This window comes from Paraburkholderia sp. BL6665CI2N2 (assembly GCF_004366535.1).
Classification (GTDB): Bacteria; Pseudomonadota; Gammaproteobacteria; order Burkholderiales; family Burkholderiaceae; genus Paraburkholderia.
Map to the genome: position 1 here is coordinate 7,884,208 of NZ_SORC01000001.1, position 23,133 is coordinate 7,907,340.

At 64.8% G+C, this 23,133-nt stretch carries 21 protein-coding genes; 10 read left to right on the forward strand and 11 right to left on the reverse strand.

Going from position 1 to position 23,133, the window contains the following annotated elements; genetic code table 11:
• Nucleotides 1-225 precede the first annotated feature (225 nt).
• Entirely contained in the window at nucleotides 226-885 is a 660-nt protein-coding gene (locus B0G81_RS35375) for an NADPH-dependent F420 reductase (protein WP_134142051.1), read from the reverse strand.
• A gap of 134 nt (nucleotides 886-1,019) precedes the next feature.
• On the opposite strand from B0G81_RS35375, the gene B0G81_RS35380 reads away from it, so the two are divergent.
• The 4 genes from B0G81_RS35380 (at nucleotide 1,020) to B0G81_RS35395 (ending at nucleotide 7,546) form a co-directional block, all read left to right on the forward strand.
• Nucleotides 1,020-1,916 (forward strand): LysR family transcriptional regulator, encoded by an 897-nt coding sequence (locus B0G81_RS35380; RefSeq protein ID WP_134142055.1) that lies wholly within the window; start codon nucleotides 1,020-1,022, stop codon nucleotides 1,914-1,916.
• A 319-nt stretch (nucleotides 1,917-2,235) separates the two neighbouring features.
• Nucleotides 2,236-2,805 carry a DUF2760 domain-containing protein gene (locus tag B0G81_RS35385; RefSeq protein WP_134142060.1) on the forward strand — a complete coding sequence of 190 codons (570 nt, stop codon included), beginning with the start codon at nucleotides 2,236-2,238 and terminating at the stop codon, nucleotides 2,803-2,805.
• The gene (locus tag B0G81_RS35390; RefSeq protein WP_134142063.1) at nucleotides 2,802-4,661 is read left to right on the forward strand and encodes an Hsp70 family protein; all 1,860 of its coding nucleotides are present in this window, start codon (nucleotides 2,802-2,804) and stop codon (nucleotides 4,659-4,661) included. The genes B0G81_RS35385 and B0G81_RS35390 overlap by 4 nt, the downstream gene beginning before the upstream one ends.
• Nucleotides 4,658-7,546, forward strand: a complete 2,889-nt coding sequence (locus tag B0G81_RS35395; RefSeq protein ID WP_208328582.1) for an Hsp70 family protein — start codon at nucleotides 4,658-4,660, stop codon at nucleotides 7,544-7,546. The genes B0G81_RS35390 and B0G81_RS35395 overlap by 4 nt, the downstream gene beginning before the upstream one ends.
• On the opposite strand, the gene B0G81_RS35400 is transcribed toward B0G81_RS35395, so the two are convergent.
• Nucleotides 7,543-7,812 carry a hypothetical protein gene (locus tag B0G81_RS35400; RefSeq protein ID WP_243856700.1) on the reverse strand — a complete coding sequence of 90 codons (270 nt, stop codon included), beginning with the start codon at nucleotides 7,810-7,812 and terminating at the stop codon, nucleotides 7,543-7,545. The genes B0G81_RS35395 and B0G81_RS35400 overlap by 4 nt on opposite strands.
• A gap of 307 nt (nucleotides 7,813-8,119) precedes the next feature.
• Nucleotides 8,120-8,902 carry a glucose 1-dehydrogenase gene (locus B0G81_RS35405; protein WP_134142066.1) on the reverse strand — a complete coding sequence of 261 codons (783 nt, stop codon included), beginning with the start codon at nucleotides 8,900-8,902 and terminating at the stop codon, nucleotides 8,120-8,122.
• Nucleotides 8,903-9,033: 131 nt separating this feature from the next.
• Here B0G81_RS35405 and B0G81_RS35410 point away from each other — a divergent pair, with 131 nt between their 5' ends.
• Nucleotides 9,034-9,942, forward strand: coding sequence for a LysR family transcriptional regulator (locus tag B0G81_RS35410; protein WP_134142068.1), 909 nt, complete (start codon nucleotides 9,034-9,036; stop codon nucleotides 9,940-9,942).
• Between the two features lie 13 nt (nucleotides 9,943-9,955).
• On the opposite strand, the gene B0G81_RS35415 is transcribed toward B0G81_RS35410, so the two are convergent.
• Nucleotides 9,956-10,987: a sensor domain-containing diguanylate cyclase gene (locus B0G81_RS35415; RefSeq protein ID WP_243856702.1), complete on the reverse strand. Its 1,032-nt coding sequence runs from the start codon at nucleotides 10,985-10,987 to the stop codon at nucleotides 9,956-9,958.
• Nucleotides 10,988-11,223: 236 nt separating this feature from the next.
• On the opposite strand from B0G81_RS35415, the gene B0G81_RS35420 reads away from it, so the two are divergent.
• On the forward strand, nucleotides 11,224-12,120 hold the full coding sequence (locus B0G81_RS35420) for a LysR family transcriptional regulator (protein WP_106284379.1): 897 nt from the start codon (nucleotides 11,224-11,226) through the stop codon (nucleotides 12,118-12,120).
• Between the two features lie 39 nt (nucleotides 12,121-12,159).
• Here B0G81_RS35420 and phnX read toward each other — a convergent pair whose 3' ends face one another.
• Together phnX and B0G81_RS35430 are read right to left on the reverse strand one after the other, a co-directional pair.
• Nucleotides 12,160-12,963: a phosphonoacetaldehyde hydrolase gene (phnX, locus tag B0G81_RS35425; protein WP_134142070.1), complete on the reverse strand. Its 804-nt coding sequence runs from the start codon at nucleotides 12,961-12,963 to the stop codon at nucleotides 12,160-12,162.
• A gap of 56 nt (nucleotides 12,964-13,019) precedes the next feature.
• On the reverse strand, nucleotides 13,020-14,252 hold the full coding sequence (locus tag B0G81_RS35430; RefSeq protein WP_134142072.1) for a 2-aminoethylphosphonate--pyruvate transaminase: 1,233 nt from the start codon (nucleotides 14,250-14,252) through the stop codon (nucleotides 13,020-13,022).
• Nucleotides 14,253-14,369: 117 nt separating this feature from the next.
• Between B0G81_RS35430 and B0G81_RS35435 the strand changes: the two genes are divergently transcribed.
• A complete protein-coding gene (locus B0G81_RS35435) occupies nucleotides 14,370-15,260 on the forward strand; it encodes a LysR substrate-binding domain-containing protein (RefSeq protein WP_134142075.1) in 891 nt (296 codons plus the stop codon).
• 142 nt (nucleotides 15,261-15,402) lie between these two features.
• Here the strand turns inward: B0G81_RS35435 and B0G81_RS35440 are convergent, their stop codons facing one another.
• Both B0G81_RS35440 and B0G81_RS35445 read right to left on the reverse strand, forming a co-directional pair.
• Entirely contained in the window at nucleotides 15,403-16,149 is a 747-nt protein-coding gene (locus tag B0G81_RS35440; protein ID WP_134142078.1) for a glucose 1-dehydrogenase, read from the reverse strand.
• A 434-nt stretch (nucleotides 16,150-16,583) separates the two neighbouring features.
• The gene (locus B0G81_RS35445) at nucleotides 16,584-17,333 is read right to left on the reverse strand and encodes a sulfite exporter TauE/SafE family protein (protein ID WP_243856703.1); all 750 of its coding nucleotides are present in this window, start codon (nucleotides 17,331-17,333) and stop codon (nucleotides 16,584-16,586) included.
• 147 nt (nucleotides 17,334-17,480) lie between these two features.
• Between B0G81_RS35445 and B0G81_RS35450 the strand changes: the two genes are divergently transcribed.
• Together B0G81_RS35450 and B0G81_RS35455 are read left to right on the forward strand one after the other, a co-directional pair.
• Nucleotides 17,481-18,365 (forward strand): LysR family transcriptional regulator, encoded by an 885-nt coding sequence (locus B0G81_RS35450; protein WP_134142081.1) that lies wholly within the window; start codon nucleotides 17,481-17,483, stop codon nucleotides 18,363-18,365.
• A gap of 170 nt (nucleotides 18,366-18,535) precedes the next feature.
• On the forward strand, nucleotides 18,536-19,513 hold the full coding sequence (locus tag B0G81_RS35455; protein WP_134142085.1) for a PDR/VanB family oxidoreductase: 978 nt from the start codon (nucleotides 18,536-18,538) through the stop codon (nucleotides 19,511-19,513).
• Between the two features lie 49 nt (nucleotides 19,514-19,562).
• Here the strand turns inward: B0G81_RS35455 and catC are convergent, their stop codons facing one another.
• From catC to B0G81_RS35470, 3 genes are all read right to left on the reverse strand, one after another.
• Nucleotides 19,563-19,853, reverse strand: a complete 291-nt coding sequence (gene catC, locus B0G81_RS35460) for a muconolactone Delta-isomerase (protein WP_106284372.1) — start codon at nucleotides 19,851-19,853, stop codon at nucleotides 19,563-19,565.
• A gap of 140 nt (nucleotides 19,854-19,993) precedes the next feature.
• Complete coding sequence (gene catA / locus B0G81_RS35465; RefSeq protein ID WP_134142089.1) at nucleotides 19,994-20,902, reverse strand: catechol 1,2-dioxygenase; 909 nt, start codon at nucleotides 20,900-20,902, stop codon at nucleotides 19,994-19,996.
• 63 nt (nucleotides 20,903-20,965) lie between these two features.
• Nucleotides 20,966-22,123 (reverse strand): muconate/chloromuconate family cycloisomerase, encoded by a 1,158-nt coding sequence (locus B0G81_RS35470; protein ID WP_134142095.1) that lies wholly within the window; start codon nucleotides 22,121-22,123, stop codon nucleotides 20,966-20,968.
• A 103-nt stretch (nucleotides 22,124-22,226) separates the two neighbouring features.
• On the opposite strand from B0G81_RS35470, the gene B0G81_RS35475 reads away from it, so the two are divergent.
• Complete coding sequence (locus B0G81_RS35475) at nucleotides 22,227-23,114, forward strand: LysR family transcriptional regulator (RefSeq protein WP_134142101.1); 888 nt, start codon at nucleotides 22,227-22,229, stop codon at nucleotides 23,112-23,114.
• Nucleotides 23,115-23,133: the final 19 nt, after the last annotated feature.

Here is a 23,133-nt window from a genome sequence, read left to right on the forward strand (position 1 = left end):
TCCGTTGAAGGTGAACAGCTTGTTTTGTCCGGCCTCATGGCCGGACAAAGCTCGCGGCCTGGTGCTCCGCGAATTCTTCCTCGGTCGTTCGCGCAGAGAGCGGCATGGCCCGGCGCATCTCATCGTCTCGCGGGACCGTTTTCGAAGCGAGCTGCATTTACACAGCTGACGATGGCGGCCGACCCATGTGCCGTCGGCTCGAATGCGGCGGCACTCGCCCGTCACTCAATGCCGCCACGACCCATGCGCCATCTCCACATCCCGCCGTGCCGCGGCTAATCCTTCCAGCATGCCGGCTCGATCGAGCGCAATGCAATACACCGGCTTGGCGCGCTCAAAGCGCCAACTGTCCGCCAGCGCGCCGGCATCGACGGGATCGAAACCGAACTGATCCAGCAGTTCGCTTACGACGCGTTTGGCCGATTCATCGTCACCGGCGAACGGCAGCGCGCGACGCTTCGCCGTATGCGGCGCCGAGCCGTCGGTTTCGAGATCCCTCGCCAGAATCGCGTTGAAGGCTTTCACCACGCGAGCGCCGGGCAACGCGGCCGCGAGCAGCTGGCTGGTGGTCGTGGCGTGGCTGGCGAGCGCCTCGATCTCGCCGTCGCGCTCGGGATAATGATTGCAAGTGTCGATCACGATCTTGCCGTCTAGCGCCGTCGCCGGCAACGCGTCGATGCTGCTGAACGGCACGGCGACCACGACCACTTCGCCGAAGCTCGCCGCCTCCTGCGCGGTGCCCACCGCGCAACCTAGCGCCGCAGCGGTGCTGATCAAGGTCCGCGGATCGCGGGAATTGCTGATCATGACTTCGTGACCGTTCTGCTTCGCCAACGTCGCCATCGCGCGGCCGATAAAGCCGGCGCCGAGAATGCCTATCTTCATGTTTCACACTCCATGCATGTCCGAGGATCGCTCCGTTGAGCCCACGCTCGCCGGTGAGACCCACTATGATTCAAAACTTGAATGGGATAAACACGCGAAATTCGACGACTGTCGAAAGCAGGAATGGGGAAACCATGGATCGACTGACCAGCATGGCAATCTTCGTCAAAACGGCCGACAGCGGCTCGTTCGCCGCGGCGGCGCTCGCGTTCGGCATCTCGTCGCAGATGGCCGGCAAGCACGTGAGCACGCTCGAAGAGCGCGTCGGCGCCCGGCTGCTGAACCGCACCACGCGCCGCCAGAGCCTCACCGAAATCGGCCAGATCTTCTATGAGCGCTGCAAGGCGCTGCTCGCCGACGCGGCGGCGGCGGAGTCGGTCGCTCAGGAACTGTCGGCGTCGCCGCGCGGACGCCTGCGCATTACCGCGCCCGTCACGTTCGGCGCCTGCTGTCTCGCGCCGCTGATCACACGCTATCTGAAAGCGCATCCCGACGTGCGGGTCGAGTTGACATTGACGGACCGCTTTGTCGATCTGATCGACGAGGGTTACGAGGCGGCGATTCGCCTCGGCGCGCTGTCGGATTCGTCGCTGATCGCGCGGCCGTTGATGCCGTACCGGCTGGTCGCGTGCGCATCGCCCGGCTATCTGGCGGAACGCGGCGAACCACGCACGCCGCAGGAACTGACCGCACACGAGTGTCTGAGCTTCGTCTACACGAGCATGCCGGCCGCTACCGAATGGCGTTTCGCCGATGCTCAAGGCGAACAGGCGGTGCCGATTGCCGGCCGCTTCGAGGTCAACGACGTGAAGGCGCTGCTGGCCGCCGCGCTCAACGGCGGCGGCGTGATGCTCGCTCCCGAAGTGGCCGTGAAAGACGAACTCGCGGCGGGCCGCCTCGTGCGCCTGCTGACCGGCTACGAAGCGACCGCGCGGCCGATGCATCTGGTATTCCCCGCCAGCCGCGTCACGCCGAAACTGCGCGCGTTCATCGACCAGGTGGTGGCCGAATTCGGCCCGCACAAGGCGTGAACCCTGCGTGAACTTCGCGCGAACGAGCCGCACGGAAAGGCTCATCACACGCCCGTGACAAGCCGCCAATCTCGCCGCATTGCCCGCTAGAATGGCCGCCTTTGCCCGCTTCGGGCTCGCCGCAAGGCAAAATACGGGTTTTGCGCGCGCCGACCGCGCCGCGCAGCCCGGTAAATCAGACGCCGGCGGCACGCCTGCCGACGGACTTCGCAATCTCGCACGACGACCGCCCGCTCAAGCTCAATGGGGCTCCGGCGGCCGGCCGCGTGCGGCGCAGCCAGGACAGCTCGTGCTTTAACAGAGCACCTCAGGAGCATTTATGACCGATTCGAACCCATCCTTCCTCGGCAGGATTTCCCTGGCCGTGGGCACGTTCTTCCGCATCCTCGGCGATGGCGAATTCGCCGCCGGAGTTCTGCGCCTGCGTGACGGCGTTGCGGCCAGCGCCGCGCCCGCGCCGGCACCCGCGCCCTCACCCGCGCCGCAACCCGCGCCCGTGCTGAAGGAAGCCAGCCCCGACGCCGCCTTGCAACTGCTCGGCCTGCTGCAACGCGACGCGCGTTTCATCGATTTCGTCGAGGAAGACATCAAGAACTACAGCGACGCCGATATCGGCGCGGCCGCGCGCCTCGTGCACGACGGTTGTCGCGCGACGCTGCGCGAGCACTTCACGATCCGCCCGGTGCGCGACGAAGCCGAAGGCAGCCGCGTCACGCTGGCCGAAGGTTTCGACGCGGCTTCGATTCGCCTGACCGGCAATGTCGTCGGCAAGGCGCCGTTCAACGGCAGCATCAGCCATCGCGGCTGGCGCGTCGACGAAGTGCGTCTGCCGAAGCTCACGGACAGCCACAACGCGAAAGTGATCGCACCGGCCGAGGTGGAGCTATGAGCGACGCACGCCAGTCACGCTACGCCATCGGCATCGATCTGGGCACCACGCACTGCGCGCTGTCCTATGTGGACACCAGCGCCAGCGACGGCGAAAAAACCTCGCAAGGCGTGCTGCCGATCGCGCAGCTCACGGGCCCCGGCGCGATCGACAATCTCGATCTGCTGCCCTCGTTCCTGTATCTGCCGCACCCGGACGAACTCGCCTCGGGCGACCTTTATCTGCCGTGGACCGGCCAGCGCGAATTCGCGGTCGGCGAATTCGCCCGCAGTCGCGGCGCGGCCACGCCGATCCGGCTCGTGTCGAGCGCGAAGAGCTGGCTGTGCCATCCGGGCGTCGACCGGCGCGCGGCGATTTTGCCGAACGACGCACCGCCCGAAGTCGCGCGCGTCTCGCCGCTCGAAAGCTCGGTGCGGTATCTGACGCACTTGCGCGAAGCCTGGGACCACGCGCATCCCGACGCACCGTTCGGCGAGCAGGACATCACGGTGACGATCCCGGCATCGTTCGACCCGGCCGCGCGCGAACTGACCGCCGAAGCCGCCGAGGCGGCAGGCTTCGGCCGCATGACGCTGCTCGAAGAACCGCAGGCCGCGCTGTATAGCTGGATCCAGAAGAGCGGCGGCGACTGGCGCAAGCAGGTCAAGATCGGCGACATCATCCTCGTGGTCGATGTGGGCGGCGGCACGACCGACCTCTCGTTGATCGCCGTGATCGAGCGCGAAGGCAATCTCGAACTGCATCGCGTCGCGGTCGGCGAACACATTCTGCTCGGCGGCGACAACATGGACCTCGCGCTCGCGCACGTGGTCGCGCGCAAGCTGGCGGCTGCCGGCACCCAAGCCGACGCGTGGCAGTTGCGCGCCCTCACCTACGCGTGCCGCTCGGCCAAGGAAACGCTGCTCAGCGATCCGGCCACCGATACCGTGCCGCTCGTCGTGCCGAGCCGCGGCTCGAAGCTGATCGGCGGCTCGATCCGCACCGAGCTCACGCGCGCCGAATTGACCCAGACGATTCTCGAAGGCTTCTTCCCGCAGGTGGACAGCGCCGCGCGTCCGGTGAGCCGCGCGCGTGCCGGTCTGACGCAGCTCGGTCTGCCGTATGCGCAAGACGCCGGCATTACGCGCCATCTGGCGGCGTTCCTCGGCCGCCAGGTGGGCGCGCTCGCTGAACTGGCAGGAACGAGCGGCATTGCGGCTGCGGAGAATGCGAGCTTCCTGCATCCCACGGCGGTGCTGTTCAACGGCGGCGTGTTCAAGTCGCCGCTGCTGGTCGAACGCATCATGGGCACGCTGAACAACTGGCTCGCCGCCGAAGGCACAGCGCCGGCACGGCTGCTCGAAGGCGCCGATCTCGATCTCGCCGTCGCTCGCGGCGCGGCCTATTACGGCTACGTGCGACGCGGCCGCGGCGTGCGGATTCGCGGCGGCACGGCGCGTGCGTACTACATCGCGATCGAATCGGCGATGCCCGCCGTGCCCGGTCTCGAACCGCCGATCCAGGCGCTGTGCGTGGCGCCCTTCGGCATGGAGGAAGGCACCGAGGCCGAACTTCCCGCGCAGGAATTCGGCCTGGTGGTCGGGGAGCCGGTGCACTTCCGCTTCTTCGGGTCGTCGGTGCGTCGCCAGGATCAGGTCGGCACGCTGCTCGACTTCTGGGGTCCGGAGGAATTGCAGGAACTCGAAGAGATTCAGGCGACACTGCCCGCCTCCGGCCGCAACGCCGGTGAAGTCGTGCCGGTGAAGCTGCACGCGCGCGTCACCGAAGCGGGCACGCTCGAACTCGAAGCCGTGCCGCGTGGCACCGACGAGCGCTGGAAAGTCGAGTTCGACGTGCGCGGCAACGCGAATGCGTGAATGAGATGAAGCGGTATAGCGTCGGTATCGATCTCGGCACCAGCAACACGGTGCTCGCCTATGCGGAGGCGGGATCGCCGGGTGGGTCGCCGCTTATCAGCGTCTTCGAGATCGAACAGCTGGTGAGTCCCGGCGAAGTGGCGGCGCGGCCGCTTCTGCCCTCGGTGCGCTATCAGGCGGTGCAAGGCGAACTGAACCCCGGCGATCTGCAATTGCCGTGGTCCGGTGCGGATCAGAGCGGCGCGCGCAAAGATACACAGCAGGACGCGCAGCCGGTCGTGATCGGCCGGCTCGCTCGCGTGCTGGGCGCTCAGGTGCCCGGCCGGCTGGTGTCGAGCGCGAAGAGCTGGCTCTCGCATGCGTCGGTGGATCGCACCGCGCCGATCCTGCCGTGGGGCGCCGCCGACGACGTCCGCAAAGTCTCGCCGGTCGAAGCCAGCGCGAGCTATCTGGCGCATGTGCGCGCGGCCTGGAACCAGCGTTTTCCAGACGCGCCGCTCGAACTCCAGGATGTAGTGCTGACAGTGCCGGCATCATTCGACGAAGGCGCGCGAGCGTTGACCGTGGAAGCCGCCCGCATGGCCGGCTTGCCTGCTTTGAGGCTGCTGGAGGAGCCGCAAGCAGCGTTTTATGACTGGCTGTTTCATCACCGCGAGCAACTGGCAAGCGAACTCGCGGACACCCGTCTCGTGCTGATCTGCGACGTGGGCGGCGGCACCACCGACCTCACGCTGATCGAAGTCGGCCTGCGCGACGGCGAGCCGCAGCTCACGCGCATCGGCGTGGGTAATCATCTGATGCTCGGCGGCGACAACATGGACCTGGCGCTCGCGCATCTGGTGGAAGCGCGGCTGCCGGGCGGCTCGAACCAGCCGGGCGAGCGCGCGCGTTTGTCGGCGGCGAGCCTGTCGCAGCTTGTCGAGCGTTGCCGCAACGCCAAGGAACAGCTGCTCGGCGCGCAGGCGCCCGACTCCACCTCGATCACACTGCTCGGCGCGGGCTCGAAACTGATCGGCGGCGCGCGCACGGCGCAAGTCACGCGCGACGAGGTCGAGCGGATCATCGTCGACGGGTTCTTTCCGGCGGTGGCGTCGCATGAACGGCCTGGGCGGCCGCGTGGCGCGATCGTCGAATTCGGCCTGCCCTATGCGACCGATGCCGCCGTCACGCGTCATATCGCGGCGTTTCTGAGCCGTTTCGCGGCGCAGTCGCGCAAGGCGCTGGGCATCATCGACTCCTCCGGTTCACCGGACGAAGCAGCGCTGCCAGTGCCCGACACACTACTGCTCAACGGCGGCGTGTTCCGCGCCGAGGCGCTCACGCAGCGTCTGGCCAGCACCTTGGGCACGTGGCGCGGCGCAGCGCTCAACGTGCTGCACAACGACAATCCCGATGTGGCCGTGGCGCGCGGCGCGGTCGCCTATTCGCTCGCGCGCTCGGGCAACGCGCCGAAAATCGGCGGCGGCTCGCCGCGCAGCTACTTCCTCGTGCTCGACGAAACCGGCGACGGCAAAACCAATGGCGAGCCCGTGCAACGCGGCATCTGCCTGCTGCCGCGCGGCACGGAAGAAGGCCACGAGATTCTGATCGCGGATCGCACCTTCGCGCTGCGTCTCGGGCATCCGGTGCGGTTTCACCTTGTTTCGTCGAGCGCGGATACGGTGTATCGGCCCGGCGAACTGATCGATCTGGCCGACGGCGATTTTGTCCGCCTGCCGCCGCTCGCGACCATCGTGCAGCCGCGCGGCGCGAAGAGCGCGCGCGAGACCGCGGTGCGGATCGCGACGTCGCTCACCGAAGTGGGCACGCTCGACGTCCATTGCATTGAACTCGACAATCCCGCGCAGCGCTGGCTGCTCGAATTCCAGTTGCGTCGTGAAGACGCGCAAGCAAACCTGGCGGACGATGCCGCGCCGGCTCGCCATCCGGCGCTCGACCAGGCGATCGACCACATCGACCGCTGCTTCGGCTCGCGCGCGCAGAAAGTCGATCCCAAAGAAGTCAAACGCCTGCGCTCGCAACTCGAACAACTGCTGGGCCCGCGCGAAAGCTGGAACAGCGCATTGCTACGCGAACTGTTCGGCGCACTGTGGGAACGCGCGCGCCGCCGGCGCCGCTCGGCGGATCACGAACGCCTCTGGCTGAATCTGGCCGGCTATTGCGTGCGGCCCGGCTTCGGCTATCCACTCGACGAATGGCGCGTCGAACAACTCTGGTCGCTGTTCGACGACGGCATCCAGTACGTCAACGAAAGCCAGGTCTGGTCGGAATGGTGGACGCTCTGGCGGCGCGCCGCCGGCGGTCTCGACGAAAGCGCGCAACTGCGCGTGCTCGACGCCATGGCCTATCTGCAAGGCGCAGCGCTTGCGCGCCACAAGCTGCCGTTCGACGTGGCGAAAACCGGCTTCACCGACATGGTTCGGCTGAGCGCGTCGCTCGAACGGATTCCGGTGGAGCGCAAGATCGAGCTCGGCGAATCGGTGCTGACGCGTCTGAAGAAGCCTGCTGAAAATCATCAAAGCTGGTGGGCGGTCGGCCGTATCGGTGCGCGGCGGCCGTTTTACGGCAGTGCGCATAGCGTCGTGCCGCCGCAGACTGCCGGCGTATGGCTCAATGCGATCCTCGCGCTCGACTGGAAGAAGGTCGATCCCGCCGCGTTCGCCGCCGTGCAGATCGCCCGCCTGACCGGCGACCGCTCGCGCGACCTGCCCGAAGACCTGCGTCTTGCGGTAGTGCGCCGCCTCGAAGCGGCCAACGCGCCGCGCGCGTGGATCACCATGGTGAGCGAGAGCGTCGAACTCGATAACGCCGACGAAGGCCGCGTGTTCGGCGAGTCGCTGCCGGCGGGACTGAAGCTGATCGGGAGCGGAGGCTCGCGCGACTAGTGCAGCTCGAAATTCAGCACCGCTTCCGCCGCGAGCGCGTCTTTGCGATTCTTGAGGCTCTCGGCGAGCAGATCACGGAAGATGAGCGCGGTGTCGGCGCCGTACTGCTCGCGAAATCCGTTCAGCACTTCAGCAATGGCGGTTCGTTGCGTGATCGGTGTCAACGTGCTGGCGATATACGAACTGCCGCGCGCCAACTCCATCATGTAGGTGGATCTGCACAGCGCCTTGTCTGCCTCTCGAGCGGATTTTCGTCCGTTACGCATCGTTGTCTTTCTCGGTTATTTTTCGTTGCGCGTGCAACCAGCGGCTCCTTCCGCCGGCGAGGCGAAGCGCTCTCATGCTCCGCTCTGACGCAACCATCTCCTTCTATCTGAACAGTTGAAGCTTAAGAGAACCTTATGCGTAGCGGATAAAAGCTCACGCGGACGCGCGCCTGAGAAACGCAATCCATTCGCTCGATGACAATCGGAATGTTTTGCTGCATGCGTCGTGGCCTTTGGGGCTTCACATGCAAAAAAGGCCGGAAAAAACCGGCCTTCTCACATCAGGACCCGACGATTGCTTGTAGTGCTACACCTGCGCCATGCCGCCGTCGACAGCCATTTCGATCCCCGTGATGTAGCTCGCGTCGTCGGAAGCCAGGAAGGAGACGGCCTTGGCGATCTCGTCCGGTTCGCCCACGCGGCCAAGCGGCGTCGTTTCGCTGGCCTGCTGGATGAAAGCGGCGATCTGCTCGTCGCTCATGCCCAGTTCGGACTTGTAGGCCGGCGTCACCACCACGCCGGGCGCTACCACGTTGACGCGAATCCCTCGGCCTTTGAGATCGGTCGCCCATGTACGCGCGAACGAGCGCAGCGCGGCCTTGGTCGCCGCATACACGCCGAAGGCCGGCATGCCCTTGTTCCCGGCGATCGAACCGGTAATGACGATCGCGCTGCCGGGACGCATCAACGGCAAGGCTTTCTGCACCGTGAACAGCGTGCCTTTGACGTTGATGCCGAAGTACTTGTCGAACTGCGCCTCGGTGATCGCGCCGAGCGGCGAGAACTCGCCGCCGCCCGCGTTCGCGAACAGAATGTCGAGCCGGTCATGGGCGGCCTGCACCGTGCTGAACATCCGGTCGAGGTCGTCGGCTGAAGAAACGTCCGCGCGAATCGCAATGGCGCCGTGGCCGATGCGCGCCACGGCGTCGTCGAGTTCGGCCTGACGCCGGCCGGTGACGTAAACAGTCGCGCCTTCCTGAGCGAAACGCGTGGCGGCGGCGAAGCCGATGCCGCTGCTGCCGCCGGTCACCAGCACGATCTTGCCGGCGTGTTTGCGGGGATTGACGTTATTGAGTGTGGACGTGTTCATGATTTGCTCCTGGGTTTGTGAGGTCGGTTGACCATGACGACGAGCTTATTCCATGCGCGAATAGAGATAAATAGGTATTCTGTGACTTCTTTATCCACGTGCGTGGATAATCTTCGGGAAATGGAGTGGTTATGGATCATTTGCAGGCCATCCGCATTTTTGCGCGGGTGGTGGAAACCGGCGGCTTCGGCCGGGCAGCGCAGTCGCTGCAGATGCCGAACGCAACGGTCAGCAAGTGGGTGAAGTCGCTGGAAGATCATCTGGGCGTGAAACTGCTCGAACGCAGCACGCGCAGCGTCAGCGTCACAACAGACGGCGCGGCGTATTACGAGCGTACGCGGCATTTGCTCAGTGAACTCGACGATATCGAGGCGACCTTGGGCCGCGATCGCGCAAATCCGCGCGGCGTGTTGCGGGTCGACAGCGGCGGCTCGACCGCGAGCGGCATTCTGATTCCCGCGCTGCCCGAATTTTGCGCGCGCTACCCCGACATTCAGGTGCGCCTGAGCGTGACGGACCGGACCGCGGATCTGATCGCGGAGAACATCGACTGCGCGATTCGCAGCACGGGGGACGATCCCAATCTGGTCACGCACGCCATCGGCACGCTGCGCTGGACCACGTGTGCGAGCCCGGCGTATCTGGCCGAACATGGCACGCCTGTGCATCCGCGCCAGATCGTTGATGATCGGCACGCGGTGGCCGGCTATTTTTCAGCGAGCAGCGGACTCGCGCAGCCCTTGCATTTCCTGAAGGACGGCGAGCGTATCGTGCTCGACAAGGTTCGCAATACGGTGATGGTGAGCGAAAGCAATGCTCATCTGGCCACTGCGCTGGCGGGACTCGGCATCGTTCATACGCTGGATTTCATGGTGGGGCCGGCCGTGCAGCGCGGCGAGCTCGTGCCGATTCTGACGGACTGGCGGCCGGAGCCGCTGCAGGTTTATCTGGTCTATCCGCCGAGCCGCCGTTACAGCGCCAAACTCCGCGTGTTCGCCGACTGGGTGAGCCGGCTCTACGCGGAGCGTGAGACCGCCTGAACGCGCAGGCGCGTTACGCCATCGTCACCCGGTTTCGACCGCCATGTTTCGATCGATACAGCGCGCGATCCGCGCTCGCGAAACCGTCGCGATGCGCCGGCCGTGAATCCTCGCTGATGCGCGTCAACGACGCGCCCACGCTCACCGTCACCCTGCCAAGCGGCGACGCGCGATGCTCGATCGCCAGATCCTCCACGCCCTGGCGCAGCGTGGCGAGCGTGTCTTCGAGCGCCGCGCGCTCCGCGTGCAGCACCAGCAGGCCGAACTCCTCGCCGCCCATGCGCCCCACAATGATGCGTTCGCCATCGGCCGCGGCCTGCATCACCGAGGCCACTTTGCGCAGGCATTGATCGCCCGCCTGGTGGCCGTAGGTGTCGTTGTACTGCTTGAACCAGTCCACGTCGACCACGACCGAACCCATCACGTCGCCGTCCCGTGCCTCTTTCCAGCGGCGCGTGATGCTCTCCAGCAGGAAACGACGGTTGTACAACTGCGTCAGCGGATCGATCGCGGTGGCCGTGCGCATCTTCAGATCGTTCTCGATCATCGCGCGCAGGTGGTAGAACACGCCGCGCTGCCCCGCGTCGAGGCGGCCGGGCGCAGGGTCCATCGCGCACAAGGCGCCGACAATCTCGCCATTGGGCGCGCGCAGCGCGATCGCCGCGTAGAAACGCACGAACGGATGCCGCTGCACCAGCATGCATTCGCCGAAACGGGTGTCGTCGTGCGCATCCTCGATGACGAACAACTCCTCGTCGCGCACCGCATAGTCGGCGAGCGAACGGGCTCGCGTGACGAGCGGCATCGCCATGCCGACCTCGGCGCGGTAATGCTGGTATTCCTCGTCGAGCAGTGTGATCGCGGTGATCGCCGCGCCGGTCACGCTCTTGAGAATTTCCGCCGCGTGGGTGAAGCATTCGCGCATCACCTGATCGTCGTGCAACAGCCATTCAATGACCGACGACTCCACCTCGGGTTCACCGGCGCAGGACGAATCGAACTGCATGCGGCTGGACAGACGGTCGTTACTGAAGGCGAGTTGCACGGCTGGGTTCCAGAATGTGATTAGCTCGTGTCAACGGCACAATCACGCGAAACTTGAGCAGCCGCGAAGCTTGTCGGCGCGCAAAGCCAGGCACGGCGGCGCGGATCGACGCACGGCGCCAGGACGTACAATTCACCCGCCGGTCTCACACCGCCTGCGTCTGCTCAAGAAATGGGCAGCGCGTCCTTTTCAACAGACATTTGCACCCGCTCTCGCCGCGCGTATTCCGCATTCACATGATCAATCTCTTTCAGGCCATGCAGGCGTTCGTCAAGGTCGCCGACGCGGGCAGCTTCGCGCAGGCCGCCGAGCAACTCGGCGTCTCGACCTCGGTGGTCACGCGCCACGTGTCGAGCCTCGAAAAGCACCTCGGCATTCGCCTGTTCCAGCGCACCACGCGCAAGGTCGTGCTGACCGAAACCGGCGCCGAGTACGCCGACGGCTGCCGCCTCCTGATGACCGAACTCGAAGAAGTCGAATCGCGCGCAACCACCGCGTCGAAGGAAGTCGCCGGCGATCTGCGCATCGTCGCGCTGGGCAGCTTTTCGTTATTTCGCCTTACGCCGCTGTTCGCCGAGTATCAGGCAAAGTTTCCGCGTGTGAATCTGCGCGTCACGTTGACGGAGAAACGGGTCGATCTGCTCGAAGGCGGTTTCGACGTGGGGATCGTGACCGAGCATATGATCCGCTCGGAGTCGCTGGTGGTGCGTCGGCTGATCAACTCGCACGCGGTGCCGGTGGCGTCGGCGGCTTACCTCGCGCAGGCCGGTCATCCGAAAACGCCCGCCGATCTTACGCGGCACCGCGTAATCACCGCACCGCTCGACACGAGCCCGCAGACCTGGGTGTTCGACAACGGCGAAGGCGGCGAAGACAGCATCGCGCTCGATGCGTCGTTCACCGTCAACAGCATGATCATGCAGAAACAGGCGGCGCTCGGCGCGATGGGCATTGCGCTACTGCCGCTCGAGATGGTCGACGACGAATTGCGCGCGGGCACGCTGGTGCGCATCCTTGAAGATCACGCCGTGCTCAACGGCGACGTCGCGGTGTCGCTCGTGTATCCGAGCCGGGAGTTCGTACCGCGCAAGATCCGCGAGTTTATCGATCTGGCGGTGGGGTTCTTCGAGTGATTCCGCCGGAATAAAGAGGCTTTTCGCGCCCTCATCTCGTCAAGGCCGCTCGCCTCGCGCCAACCGCGCTTCGATGTCATACACCACCGGCATCAGATCCGCGACGCTGTCGATCACATAGTGCGCGCCCGCCGCCTGCAGCTTCTCGATTGCCGCCTTGCGACGCCATGCGAACTCATCGGGCGCCAGCGCCTTGACGTCGTCTTCGGCCATGCCGAACGCGTTGCCGCTCACCGCGACGCCGACCGCCCACGTGCCGCCGTTGATGCCCTCTTCGATGCCGACTTCGGTGTCGTCCACCTTGATCGCATCCTTCGCGCGCCACACGCCCAGTTCCGGCAACGTCCTGTAGATCATGTACGGCGACGGGCGGCCTTCCGGCGTATCGCCGGTGCACACGATGCTGTCCGGCGAGAACCCCTGCGCGGCCGCGCCCGGCACGATCTCGGCCATGATCTCGCGCGTATAGCCGGTGGTCGTGCCGATCCGGATGTCGTCGCTGCGCAGCGCGCTCGCCACGTCGGCCACGCCAGGAATCACCGAGCTGTAGCTCGCCGCCACGGCGATATTCTTCGGCACGAACACGTCGTACACGGCGTCGATATCCGCTTCGCCCGGCGCGTGGCCGTACTTGTCGGCCCAAGCCTGCGCGACACGCGGCAACGCCATCAGCGCCGCGATATGCGGACGCTTGGCCATGCCCATCGGACCGCGCGCTTCATCGATCGTAATCGGCACGCCGAACTGTTCGAAGGTCTCGACGAAGGCGCCCGTCGGGGCCAGTGAACCGTAATCGACCACTGTGCCGGCCCAATCGAAAATCACTGCTTTTACGTGTTTCATTTACTTCGATCCCATGGAATTCCCAAAGCTCGCGCGATGTGCCCGAGCTGTGTGCTTCAGGCCGCGTCGGCCAATCTCTTGCGCTCTTCGAGCGCAGCCGCCGGCGGAGCGGCCTGTTCGACGCCCATCGATTCGAGCGCGTTGCCGCACGCCGCCACGACGCGGCGCATCACCTGCTCATCCACCTGACCGATGCAGCCGATCCGGAAGCTGTCCGCCACCGTCAATTTGCCCGGATAGATGATGAAACCCTGCTGCTTCATCAATTCATAGAAGCGCTCGAATTTGAACGACGCATGCGCAGGCGAGAAGAACGTCACGATGATCGGCGAGCGCCAGCGCGCATTTAACAGCGGCTCGAAGCCAAGGTCGTGCATGCCGGCCACCAGCACGTCGCGATTGTTCGCGTAGCGCGCGAGACGTCCGGGCTGGCCGCCTTCCATTTTGTGCAGCCGCAGCGCCTCGATAAACGCGGCCACGGTGTGCGTGGGCGGCGTGAAACGCCACTGGCCGGTGCGGTTCATCACGTCCCATTGATCATGGACGTCGAGCGCGAGCGAGTGACTGCGTCCTTTCGCTTCCTGCAACGCGCCCTTGCGGGCGATCACGAACCCGAAGCCCGGCACGCCCTCGATACATTTATTCGCCGACGACACGAAGGCCTCGCAGGCAATCTCGCGCACGTCGAGCGGCACCGCGCCGAAGGCGCTCATCGAATCGATCAGCAGCTTGCGGCCCTTCTTGGCGGTGGCGGCGGCGATTTCCTCGAGCGGGTTCAGAATCCCCGAACTGGTTTCGCAATGCACGGCGACCACGTGCGTGATGCGTGGCTCGGCGTCCAGCATGCGCTCCACTTCCGCGCCGCGCGGCGGCAGGTAATCGCCCTTGTCGAGCAGCGTAAAGGCGCGGCCGAGATAACCGAGCGTGGTCGCGATGCGCTTGCCGTACGCGCCGTTGGCCAACACGAGCGCGTGGCCGTCGCGCGGAATCAGACTGCCGAGCATCGCTTCGACGCAATAGCTGCCGCTGCCTTGCAGCGGCACGCAGTCGTATTCTCCCGCCGTATCGCCGGCAATCTCCAGCAGGCTGCTGCGCAGCAGCGCCGTCATGGCGCGGAAATCGCCGTCCCACGAACCCCAGTCCCGCAGCATCGCTTCCTTGGTCGAGAACGCCGTGGTGAGCGGGCCGGGCGTCAACAGATACGGCTCGCCTTTGGCCGGTGCCGCGCACGTTACGGCGGAAGGTCCTGCGGCGTTCACGGCTGGGGAACGGTCGATCACGCTGTTCATGTCGGAATCTCCGATATCGCTGGTTCGGTACGCACACAGTACAGAAACGCGTGGCATCGGTAAAATCGATATAATCGATGTAGGTATCGTAATTACTTATGGCTTAGCGAGGCACACGTGCAATACGCGCAATTGCGGGCATTTCATGCGGTCGCGGAACATGGCGGGTTCTCCAAAGCGGCGCAGGCGCTCTCGCTCACGCAGCCGGCCGTGTCGGATCACGTGCGGAGGCTGGAGCAGGATCACGGCGTCAAACTGTTCGAGCGCGGGCCGCGCGGCGTCGAGACCACCGAACTCGGCCTGCGCCTTTTCAGCGTGACGCGGCAGATGCTCAGTTGCGAGCGCGACGCGCGGCAATTGCTCGAATCGGCGGGCGGGCTGGAATCGGGCTCGCTGTCGCTGGCCGCGGACGCGCCCGACCTGGCGGTCGCGCTGATCAGCGCGTTTCGCAAGCTGCATCCGGGCATCGTCGTGACGCTGTCCATCGCGAACGCCGCGGATTGCATGCAGCGCGTGCTCTCCAGCGCCGTCGACGCGGCCATTACCGCCGCGCCGCAAGTGCACAGCCGGCTGGAGGCGCGCGTATTGCGGCGCGATCCGCTGGTCGCGATGGTGCCGGCGAGCTATCCGGTGGCGAAGAAACGCAAGCTGAGCTACGCCGAACTGGTGCAGCAGCCGATGATTTTCCGCGAGTCGCAATCCGTCACGCAGCAGTTGCTGGAGATCGAACTGGTGCGCGAATCGCTGCAAGTGGAACCGGTGATGTACGTGGACGGCCGCGAAGCGCTCGAAGAAGCAGTCGCGCAAGGCATGGGGGTTGGGGTCATCGCGCGCGCCGAATTCAACGAATCGCGGCGGATCAGGATGGTTCCGCTGCAGGACTGCCGGGTGCAGATGACCGAATCGCTGACGCGGCTCGCCGAGCGGCCGGGGTCGAATCTGCTGGACGCGCTGTTCGCGGTGGACCTGGTGAAACCGGCTGCGGCCACGACTGCGCCGGCGGCGTGACACGATAAGCCAGCTCGCGCGGCTCCGGCGAATGAAACGACAAGCCGCCCGGCAGGCGCTGCCTGCGGGCGGCTTTTCTTCCTCGTGCTGCAATATGGCGTGGCGCTAGGCGGCCACGCTTGATCCCTTCACATCGAACCGCTTAACGCGAGCCACCGCTGGCAATCAGGCTTTCACCGGTCAGCCAGCGCGCGTCGTCGGAAGCGAGGAAGGCGACCACATCGGCGATATCGTCCGGCTGGCCGATACGGCCGAGCGGCGTCGTGCTTAACGCCCACGTTTCCAGGTCGGAGCCGACGATGCCGCCGGCGTGCGTGCCTTCGGTTGCGACCATGCCCGGATTCACCGAATTGACGCGAATCTTGCGCGGGCCGAGCTCACGTGCAAGCACGCCGGTGATACCGTCGACTGCGCCCTTGGTGGCGGTATAGACCGCGCTGCCCGGCGGCGTGATGCGGCTCACCACTGAACTGATATTGACAATGCTCGCACCCTCGCCGAGATGCTTGACCGCGGCCTGCGTGGTCAGGAGCAGACCCAGCACGTTCACGTTGAAGTGCTTATGAAAATGCTCTTCGGTGATCTCTTCGATCGCCGCGAATTCGTACACGCCCGAGTTGTTGACGAGAATGTCGAGACGGCCATACGTTTCCACGGCCGTATCGATAATGCCTTGCGCGTCCGCCGCTTTCGACACATCGCCTGCAACGGCCACGGCCTTGCCGCCGGCAGCGGTGATCGCGTCAACCACGCTGTCCGCGCCGGACTTGCTCGATGCATAGTTCACCACCACTGAAGCGCCTTGCGCGGCCAAAGCCTTGGCAATTGCCGCGCCGATACCTTTCGATGCACCGGTTACGACTGCAACCTTACCTGTGAGTTTGCTCATGATCGATTCCTGTAGATGGGATTGGCGCCGACGCTATCGCGAAGATTCGCGGGTTGCGGTGGAAATGCACTGGCGCTGACACTGGTGACAATGTAGGCACGTCGGCCGCGCGGATAAAGCGGCTGAAGGCGAATAGATACGTCGGTTGAGCCGAACAATCGGAAGACAGGTGACGCGAATAGCGCGAAGGCCGCCCGAATCAACCGCACGCTCTTCGAGCGCGAGTTCGATGACCGCGCACTGGCTCAGCTTCGACGGGGAACGCCGCTTTCCACCAATGCCGATGACGCGGACGACGACGCCATGAATTCAGCACTTAAGCAGCAGCATGATTTGCGCGGCCACGCTGGCCAGCACCGCCAGCGCGCCAAGCGTATCCAGAATAACGTGCCACACGATATCGCTCCTTCCACACTCGTTTCACCATTGCCTGATTAAACGAATGCTCGTGCCATCAATTGAATACCCAGCCCGAGCAGACAGATAAAGAACCAGCGTCTGAACGTGTCCGCGCCGATGCGTCCGCGCACGCGCTGTCCGATCCACATGCCGAACAGCGCCGGCACCACGGCGAATAGCGACTCGCCCAGATCGCCGGCGGCAAACGCGTGCTCTCTGGTGAGGCCGATCGCCAGCGCGATGGTCGACACCGTGAACGACAAGCCGAGCGCCTGCACCAGATCCTCTTTCTTCAACGCCAGCCCTTGCAGATACGGTACTGCCGGCACGACGAACACACCAGTGCCGCCGGTGACGAGGCCCGTCACCGCGCCGATTGCCGGCGACAACCAGCGCTCGTGCCGCGCCGGCACTGACACGCGCCACGCCAGCAAACCGGCCGCGGCGTAGAGCGTCAACGCGGCGCCGAGTCCGACCACCGCCCATTCGCCGCCCCCGCCCGCGATGAACGACGCGGCCGCGACCGTGCCGGCGACGATGCCGAGCAGCATCGGCCACAAGCGTTGGAGCAGCGCCCGCACGCTCGGCCCCGCGAACAGTTGCCAGACATTCGTCACGAACGACGGCAACAGCAGCATCGCGGCGGCCTGCGCCGGCAGCATCAGCGTGCCGAGCACGCCCATGGCGACGGTCGGCAGTCCCATGCCGGTCACTCCCTTGACGAAGCCGGCGACCACGAAAGTCGCGGCGACCACGCCCGCACGCATCGCAAACGAAGAGATCATTGGAAGTTTGTTATTGAAGTGATGCCGGCAATTTTCAATCGCCGCAAGGCCGGCCACAATGCGTAAGATACTTAGCGTGACTTAGGCTGGGGCTAAGGCTGTGACCCTGACTGAATCCCACCGCATCCACATAACGATCCGTCTTCCATGCGCTTCGACCTCATCGACCTCCGCCTGTTTCTGCTCATCCTCGAAACCGGCAGCATCACCCACGGCGCCGCGCGCGCGAACATGTCGCTGCCATCGGCAAGCGCGCGGCTACGCGGCATGGAAGACACGCTGGGCATGCCGCTGCTCGAACGCGGCCGCCGCGGTGTCGAATCCACGCCGACCGGGGACACGCTCGCGCATCACGCGCGGCTCGTGCTCGGGCAGATTGAACGCATGCAGGGTGAACTGGGCGAGCATCAGGAAGGCCGCAAAGCGTGCATCAGGCTGTGGACCAACACGGCGGCCATCACCGAGTTCCTGCCCTCCGCGATCGGCCTGTTTCTGCGCGATCATCCCAACGTGCAGATCGATCTGAAGGAGCGTCAAAGCAGCGAAACGGTCAAGGCGGTGCTGACCGGCGCGGCTGAAATCGGCATCATTTCCGATGCGGTCGATCACGGCGCGCTGCAGACCTTCCCCTTCGCCATCGACAAACTCGTGCTGATAGCGAGCCGCGACGATCCGCTTGCCGCACTGCGCCGCACGACGCTGGCGGAAGTGGCGGAGCGGGAATTCATCGGACTGAGCGCGGACAGCGCATTGCAGGCCTACCTCGGCGAGCGCGCGCTGCTGGCCGGCCAGCCGCTCAGCTTCCGCACCCACGTGCGGACCTTCGACGCCATCTGCTGCATGGTCGAACAAGGCGCCGGCCTCGGTATCGTGCCGGCTACCGCGGCGAAGCGCTATCGCGGCACGCCCGGCATCCGTACGATCGAGCTGACCGATAGCTGGGCCGCGCGCCAGTTGCTGATCTGCATGCGCGACCTGAACGAAATGGCGCGGCCGGAAAAGGCGCTGGTGCGGCATCTGGCCGGAATCTGAATGTTCCGTTTGTTCCGTTTGGAATGCACGCGTCGCACTATTATCAGTCCGGTTTATCTAACCGACCATTTTTAATCGATTTGCCTGATTTAGCGCGGTTTCTTATCCTTGACGCACAACCGCATGCAGTTCGATGCATGCGCCGTCCGCCACTTTTTGCCGGCAAGATCATGGAAAGAACCACCTTCAACGTGCGTGTCGATAGCGTCCGCGACGAAGCGCATGGCGTGCGCTCGTTCAGCGTGTCGCGACTGGACGGGCAACCGTTCGATCACTACGAACCCGGCGCGCACATCGACGTGACCGGACCATCGGGCGTCACGCGGCAATATTCATTGTGCGGCGACCCGGACCAGCGGGACGCGCACCTGTTCGCCGTGAAGCGCGAAGACACGTCACGCGGCGGCTCGCGTTCGCTGCATGAGGACGTCGCGGTCGGCAGCGAATTGACCATCGGCGCGCCGCGCAATCTGTTCCAGCTCGCGCCGGGCGCCGAGGAACATGTGCTGATCGCCGCGGGGATCGGTGTGACACCGCTGCTGAGCATGGCGTACCGTCTGCTCAAACAACAACAGCGCTTCGTGTTGCACTATTTCGCGCGCAGCGCGGAACACGCGGCGTTTTTGCCGCTGCTCTCACGCGCGCCGTTCAGTGATTATGTGAAGCTGCACTTCGGCGTCGCTCGCGAGCAACTCGATGCGGTGCTCGGCGATTGTCTCGCGGATGCGCGCGAAGGCACGCACGTTTATACCTGCGGGCCGGCACCTTTCATGGAACGCGTGGTGGCGATCGGCGAATCGCGCCTTGCCTCTGAAGCGATCCATCTCGAACGCTTCGCTGCTGAGCCGCCATCGATCACGAACGCCGAATCGGCCGCGCTCGATACCTTCGACGTGCAGATCGCGAGCAGCGGCGCGACCGTGCGGGTGGACAAGGACACCACCATTGTCGCGGCACTGGCGTCGATCGGCATCGAGGTGGATACGTCGTGCGGCGAAGGGGTGTGCGGCACGTGCATGGTCGACGTGGTCAGCGGCACGCCCGAGCATCGCGACCATTGCCTGAGCAAAGCGGAGCGCGCGAGCGGCAAGGTGATCTGCTGCTGCATTTCACGCGCTACGTCGCCTGTGCTGGTGCTGGATCTTTAAAGCATCAACAAGGTGCTGCATTGACAGCACCTTTCTCAAACGCCTTCTATTACCGGTCGTCGTCGCGAATCGACGACGCATGCCGGCACAGGGCGCGCACTTCGACATCCATATACGGAAACAGCGGCAACTGGCTCAGCACGTCGTGCAGATGCGCGGGGCTCTGCACGTCGAACACGCTGATATTCGCGTAGCGGCCGGCAATGCGCCACAGGTGCCGCCACACGCCCTCCTGTTGCAGCCTTTGCGACATCGCTTTCTCATCGGCCTTCAGGCGCGCGGCGCGTTCGGCATCCATATCGGCCGGAAGGTGGACGGTCATCTCAACGTGAAACAGCATGCTTGCTCTCCTCTCTGATCGGTAACTTAAAAGCCCTGGCGGCCCGGCCAATCGCGCCGCGCAACCAGGGCCGACAGATTCGTGCGATACGTGCGGGCCCTTTCTCTCAAACGCCCTGCTTCAGCGCTGCAAAAACGGCATCAGGCTTCAGCGCGCAAGCGCTCCACTTCGGCGTCCGGCAGGTTGTCGCGCTCCTTGAACAGCGTGAAGTCGAAATCGATCAGCGCGAAATTGCCGTCCACGCCATACGGTTTGCCTTCGGCGCCCTCAGCCTGCTTGACCGCCGGCACGAGGCCGTCGCGCGTGGCGAAGGCGAAGTCGTCCCACAGATACGGATCGCCGTCGATGTTGATCTGCGTGGTCAGCTTGCGGAACCCCGGCGCGGACACGAAGAAGTGAATATGCGCCGGACGATGCCCATGCCGGCCGAGTTGATCGAGCAGCAGTTGGGTTTGCCCTTGCGGCGGCACGCTATAGCCGACCGGCACGACGCTGCGGAAGCTGTATTTGCCTTCGGCGTCGGTACGGATCGAACGGCGCAGATTGAAGGCCGGTTGCGATTTGTCGAAGTACGAGTAGTTGCCCACATGGTTCGCGTGCCACACTTCGACGAGCGCATGAGCGAGCGGCTTGCCGTCTTCGCCGAGCACGCGGCCGCGCATGATCAGCGTCTGGCCCGGATCGGTGCCGTCGTCCAGTCGCGCGTGTCCGTCAGAGACCGGCGCACCGGCCACGTACAACGGGCCTTCGATCGTGCGCGGCGTGCCGCCTTCGATGCCGGCCTTCGCCTCCGCTTCATCCAGACGCAGATCAAGAAAATGCTCGAAACCCAGACCTGCGGCCAGCAAACCGAGTTCGCCGCTCTTGCCGGCGTCGCCGAGATAATTCAACGCGGTCCAGAATTCGGCCGGCTGCACGTCGAGGTCTTCGATCGTATAGAACAGATCCTGCACGATCCGGTTGACGATCTGCCTGGTGCGCGGATTGCCTTCGCTGGTGGCGCTGTCGTTGATCTTATTGAGAAGCGCGTCGATAGCTTGCTTGTTCATGGGGTATCTCCTTCGATTGATGTTCTGGATGGCTAACGGATGAGCCTTCAGTGCTTCAATGCTTCAGTTCCTGCTAACGCTGGCGCCTTTGCGCGTATCGCGCCGCAGGTGGTCGATCTTGTCCCAATCGAGCGTGATGCCAAGACCCGGACCTTGCGGCAGATGCAGCGCGAAATTCTCGTAGCACAGCGGTTCGGTGAGAATCTCCTCGGTCAGCAGCAAGGGGCCGAACAGTTCCGTGCCCCACTTCAACTCGCCAAAGGTGCTGAAGAGTTGCGCGGAAGCGATCGTGCCCACCGCGCCTTCGAGCATCGTGCCGCCGTACAGATCGATGTTCGCGGCCGACGCAATGGCCGCCACGTGCGCGGCGCCCACGAGGCCGCCCGATTGTGCGATTTTCACGGCGAACACATCGGCGGCGCGCGCGCTGGCAACGGCGAACGCATCGGCGGGACCGTGCAGCGCCTCGTCGGCCATGACCGGCACGAGAGAGAGGTCGGTCAGGCGCTTGAGGCCCGCGCGATTCTCCGCCGCGATGGGTTGCTCGATCAGCGTCACGCCCGCATCGGCAAAACGCCGCGCGGCCCAGATCGCGTCGGATTCACTCCACGCCTGGTTCACGTCGACGCGCACTTCGCCGCGTCCTTCCACCGCTTTCTGGATCGCGACGACATGCGCCACGTCCTCGGCCACGGCGCGCGTGCCGATCTTCAGCTTGAATACGCGATGGCGCTTCGTCTCGTACACCTGCTCGGCTTCGTCGATATCGCGTTGCGTGTCGCCGCTCGCGAGCGTCCACGCCACGTCCACGGAATCGCGCACCCGGCCGCCGAACAGTTCCGACAGCGGCACGCCGAGCCGCTGCGCCTGCGCATCGAACAACGCCGTTTCCAGCGCGGACTTCGCAAAGCGGTTGCCCTGAAACAGCTCGCGCAGTTTCGCCATCGCGGCGCCTGGACGCGTCGCGTCCATGCCTTTGAGCAATGGCGCGAAATAGGTGTCGATATTGACCTTGATACTTTCCGGGCTTTCCTCGCCGTACGCGAGGCCGCCGATCGTGGTGCCCTCGCCCACGCCGACCAACCCGTCGGCGCAACGGATGCGCACCAGCACCAGCGTCTGGCAGTTCATCGTTGCGACCGAGAGACGGTGCGGACGGATCGTCGGTACGTCGACGAGAATCGTCTCCACGCTCTCGATCTTCACGGGTGTTGCTATCATTCGTTGCCCTCCTGAACTGCTGAACCGGGAGCCCCAATAGTAGAAACAACCCGCGAAGCAGTCCAACACCGATTCCGACTACTTCCATACCGTAGGGGTATGCATGGAACTTCGCCAACTCCGCTATTTCATCGCGGTCGCCGAAGAAATGAACATCACGCGGGCCGCCCAACGCCTGCATATGACCCAGCCGCCGCTCAGCCGCCAGATCCAGCAGATCGAGGAAAGCGTCGGCCTGGCGCTGTTCGAGCGCGGCTCGCGACCGCTGCGGCTGACCGAAGCCGGGCGGATTTTCTATGCGCAAGCCAAGCGCCTCGTCGACGAAGCGGACGAACTCGCGCCGCTCACGCGCCGTCTTGCGCAGCTGGCCGAGCGCGTGGTGATCGGCTTCGTGCCGTCGACGTTGTATGGCGCGCTCCCCGCCGTGATCCGCGCGTTTCGCGAGGCCGCGCCGCATATCGAGCTGTCGCTGATCGAAATGTTCACCATCGAACAACTCGGGGCGCTCAAGGGCGGGCGCATCGACGTGGGCTTCGGCCGCCTGCGTTTCGACGACGCGCAACTCGCGCGCGAGGTGCTTCTGGAGGAAAGAATGATTGCCGCATTACCGCAAGACCATCCGCTCGCCCGGCAGAAGAAGCCGTTGACGCTGGCGGCGCTGGCACAGGAAACCTTGATCGTCTATCCGAGCACGCCGCGGCCGAGCTACGCCGATCAGCAGCTATCGGCCTTGCACGATCATGCGTTGGAGCCGAAGGCGATTCATGAAGTGCGCGAATTGCAGACCGCGTTGGGCCTGGTGGCGGCGCAAGTGGGCGTGTGTCTCGTGCCGGAAAGCGTGGAAGGTTTGCGCGCGCACGGTGTGGTGTACCGGCCGATTCCGGCGGCCAACGTCGCGTCGCCGATCATCATGAGCCGCCGCTTGCAGGACGAATCGCCGACCACCACGTTGCTGTGTTCGATCGCGCGAGACCTGTTCAAAAAAGTCTGAAGTACTGAGAGCCTGGCCT

Excerpts from the sequence above, each read along its gene's own strand:
- B0G81_RS35400 (WP_243856700.1), bottom strand. The coding sequence starts at position 7,812 with ATGCGTAACGGACGAAAATCCGCTCGAGAGGCAGACAAGGCGCTGTGC.
- B0G81_RS35390 (WP_134142063.1), top strand. The coding sequence starts at position 2,802 with ATGAGCGACGCACGCCAGTCACGCTACGCCATCGGCATCGATCTGGGC.
- catA (WP_134142089.1), bottom strand. The coding sequence starts at position 20,902 with ATGAACAAGCAAGCTATCGACGCGCTTCTCAATAAGATCAACGACAGC.
- B0G81_RS35385 (WP_134142060.1), top strand. The coding sequence starts at position 2,236 with ATGACCGATTCGAACCCATCCTTCCTCGGCAGGATTTCCCTGGCCGTG.
- B0G81_RS35445 (WP_243856703.1), bottom strand. The coding sequence starts at position 17,333 with ATGATCTCTTCGTTTGCGATGCGTGCGGGCGTGGTCGCCGCGACTTTC.
- B0G81_RS35470 (WP_134142095.1), bottom strand. The coding sequence starts at position 22,123 with ATGATAGCAACACCCGTGAAGATCGAGAGCGTGGAGACGATTCTCGTC.
- B0G81_RS35450 (WP_134142081.1), top strand. The coding sequence starts at position 17,481 with ATGCGCTTCGACCTCATCGACCTCCGCCTGTTTCTGCTCATCCTCGAA.
- B0G81_RS35430 (WP_134142072.1), bottom strand. The coding sequence starts at position 14,252 with ATGAACAGCGTGATCGACCGTTCCCCAGCCGTGAACGCCGCAGGACCT.
- catC (WP_106284372.1), bottom strand. The coding sequence starts at position 19,853 with ATGCTGTTTCACGTTGAGATGACCGTCCACCTTCCGGCCGATATGGAT.
- B0G81_RS35420 (WP_106284379.1), top strand. The coding sequence starts at position 11,224 with ATGATCAATCTCTTTCAGGCCATGCAGGCGTTCGTCAAGGTCGCCGAC.
- B0G81_RS35380 (WP_134142055.1), top strand. The coding sequence starts at position 1,020 with ATGGATCGACTGACCAGCATGGCAATCTTCGTCAAAACGGCCGACAGC.
- B0G81_RS35440 (WP_134142078.1), bottom strand. The coding sequence starts at position 16,149 with ATGAGCAAACTCACAGGTAAGGTTGCAGTCGTAACCGGTGCATCGAAA.
- B0G81_RS35410 (WP_134142068.1), top strand. The coding sequence starts at position 9,034 with ATGGATCATTTGCAGGCCATCCGCATTTTTGCGCGGGTGGTGGAAACC.
- B0G81_RS35455 (WP_134142085.1), top strand. The coding sequence starts at position 18,536 with ATGGAAAGAACCACCTTCAACGTGCGTGTCGATAGCGTCCGCGACGAA.
- B0G81_RS35475 (WP_134142101.1), top strand. The coding sequence starts at position 22,227 with ATGGAACTTCGCCAACTCCGCTATTTCATCGCGGTCGCCGAAGAAATG.
- B0G81_RS35375 (WP_134142051.1), bottom strand. The coding sequence starts at position 885 with ATGAAGATAGGCATTCTCGGCGCCGGCTTTATCGGCCGCGCGATGGCG.
- phnX (WP_134142070.1), bottom strand. The coding sequence starts at position 12,963 with ATGAAACACGTAAAAGCAGTGATTTTCGATTGGGCCGGCACAGTGGTC.
- B0G81_RS35405 (WP_134142066.1), bottom strand. The coding sequence starts at position 8,902 with ATGAACACGTCCACACTCAATAACGTCAATCCCCGCAAACACGCCGGC.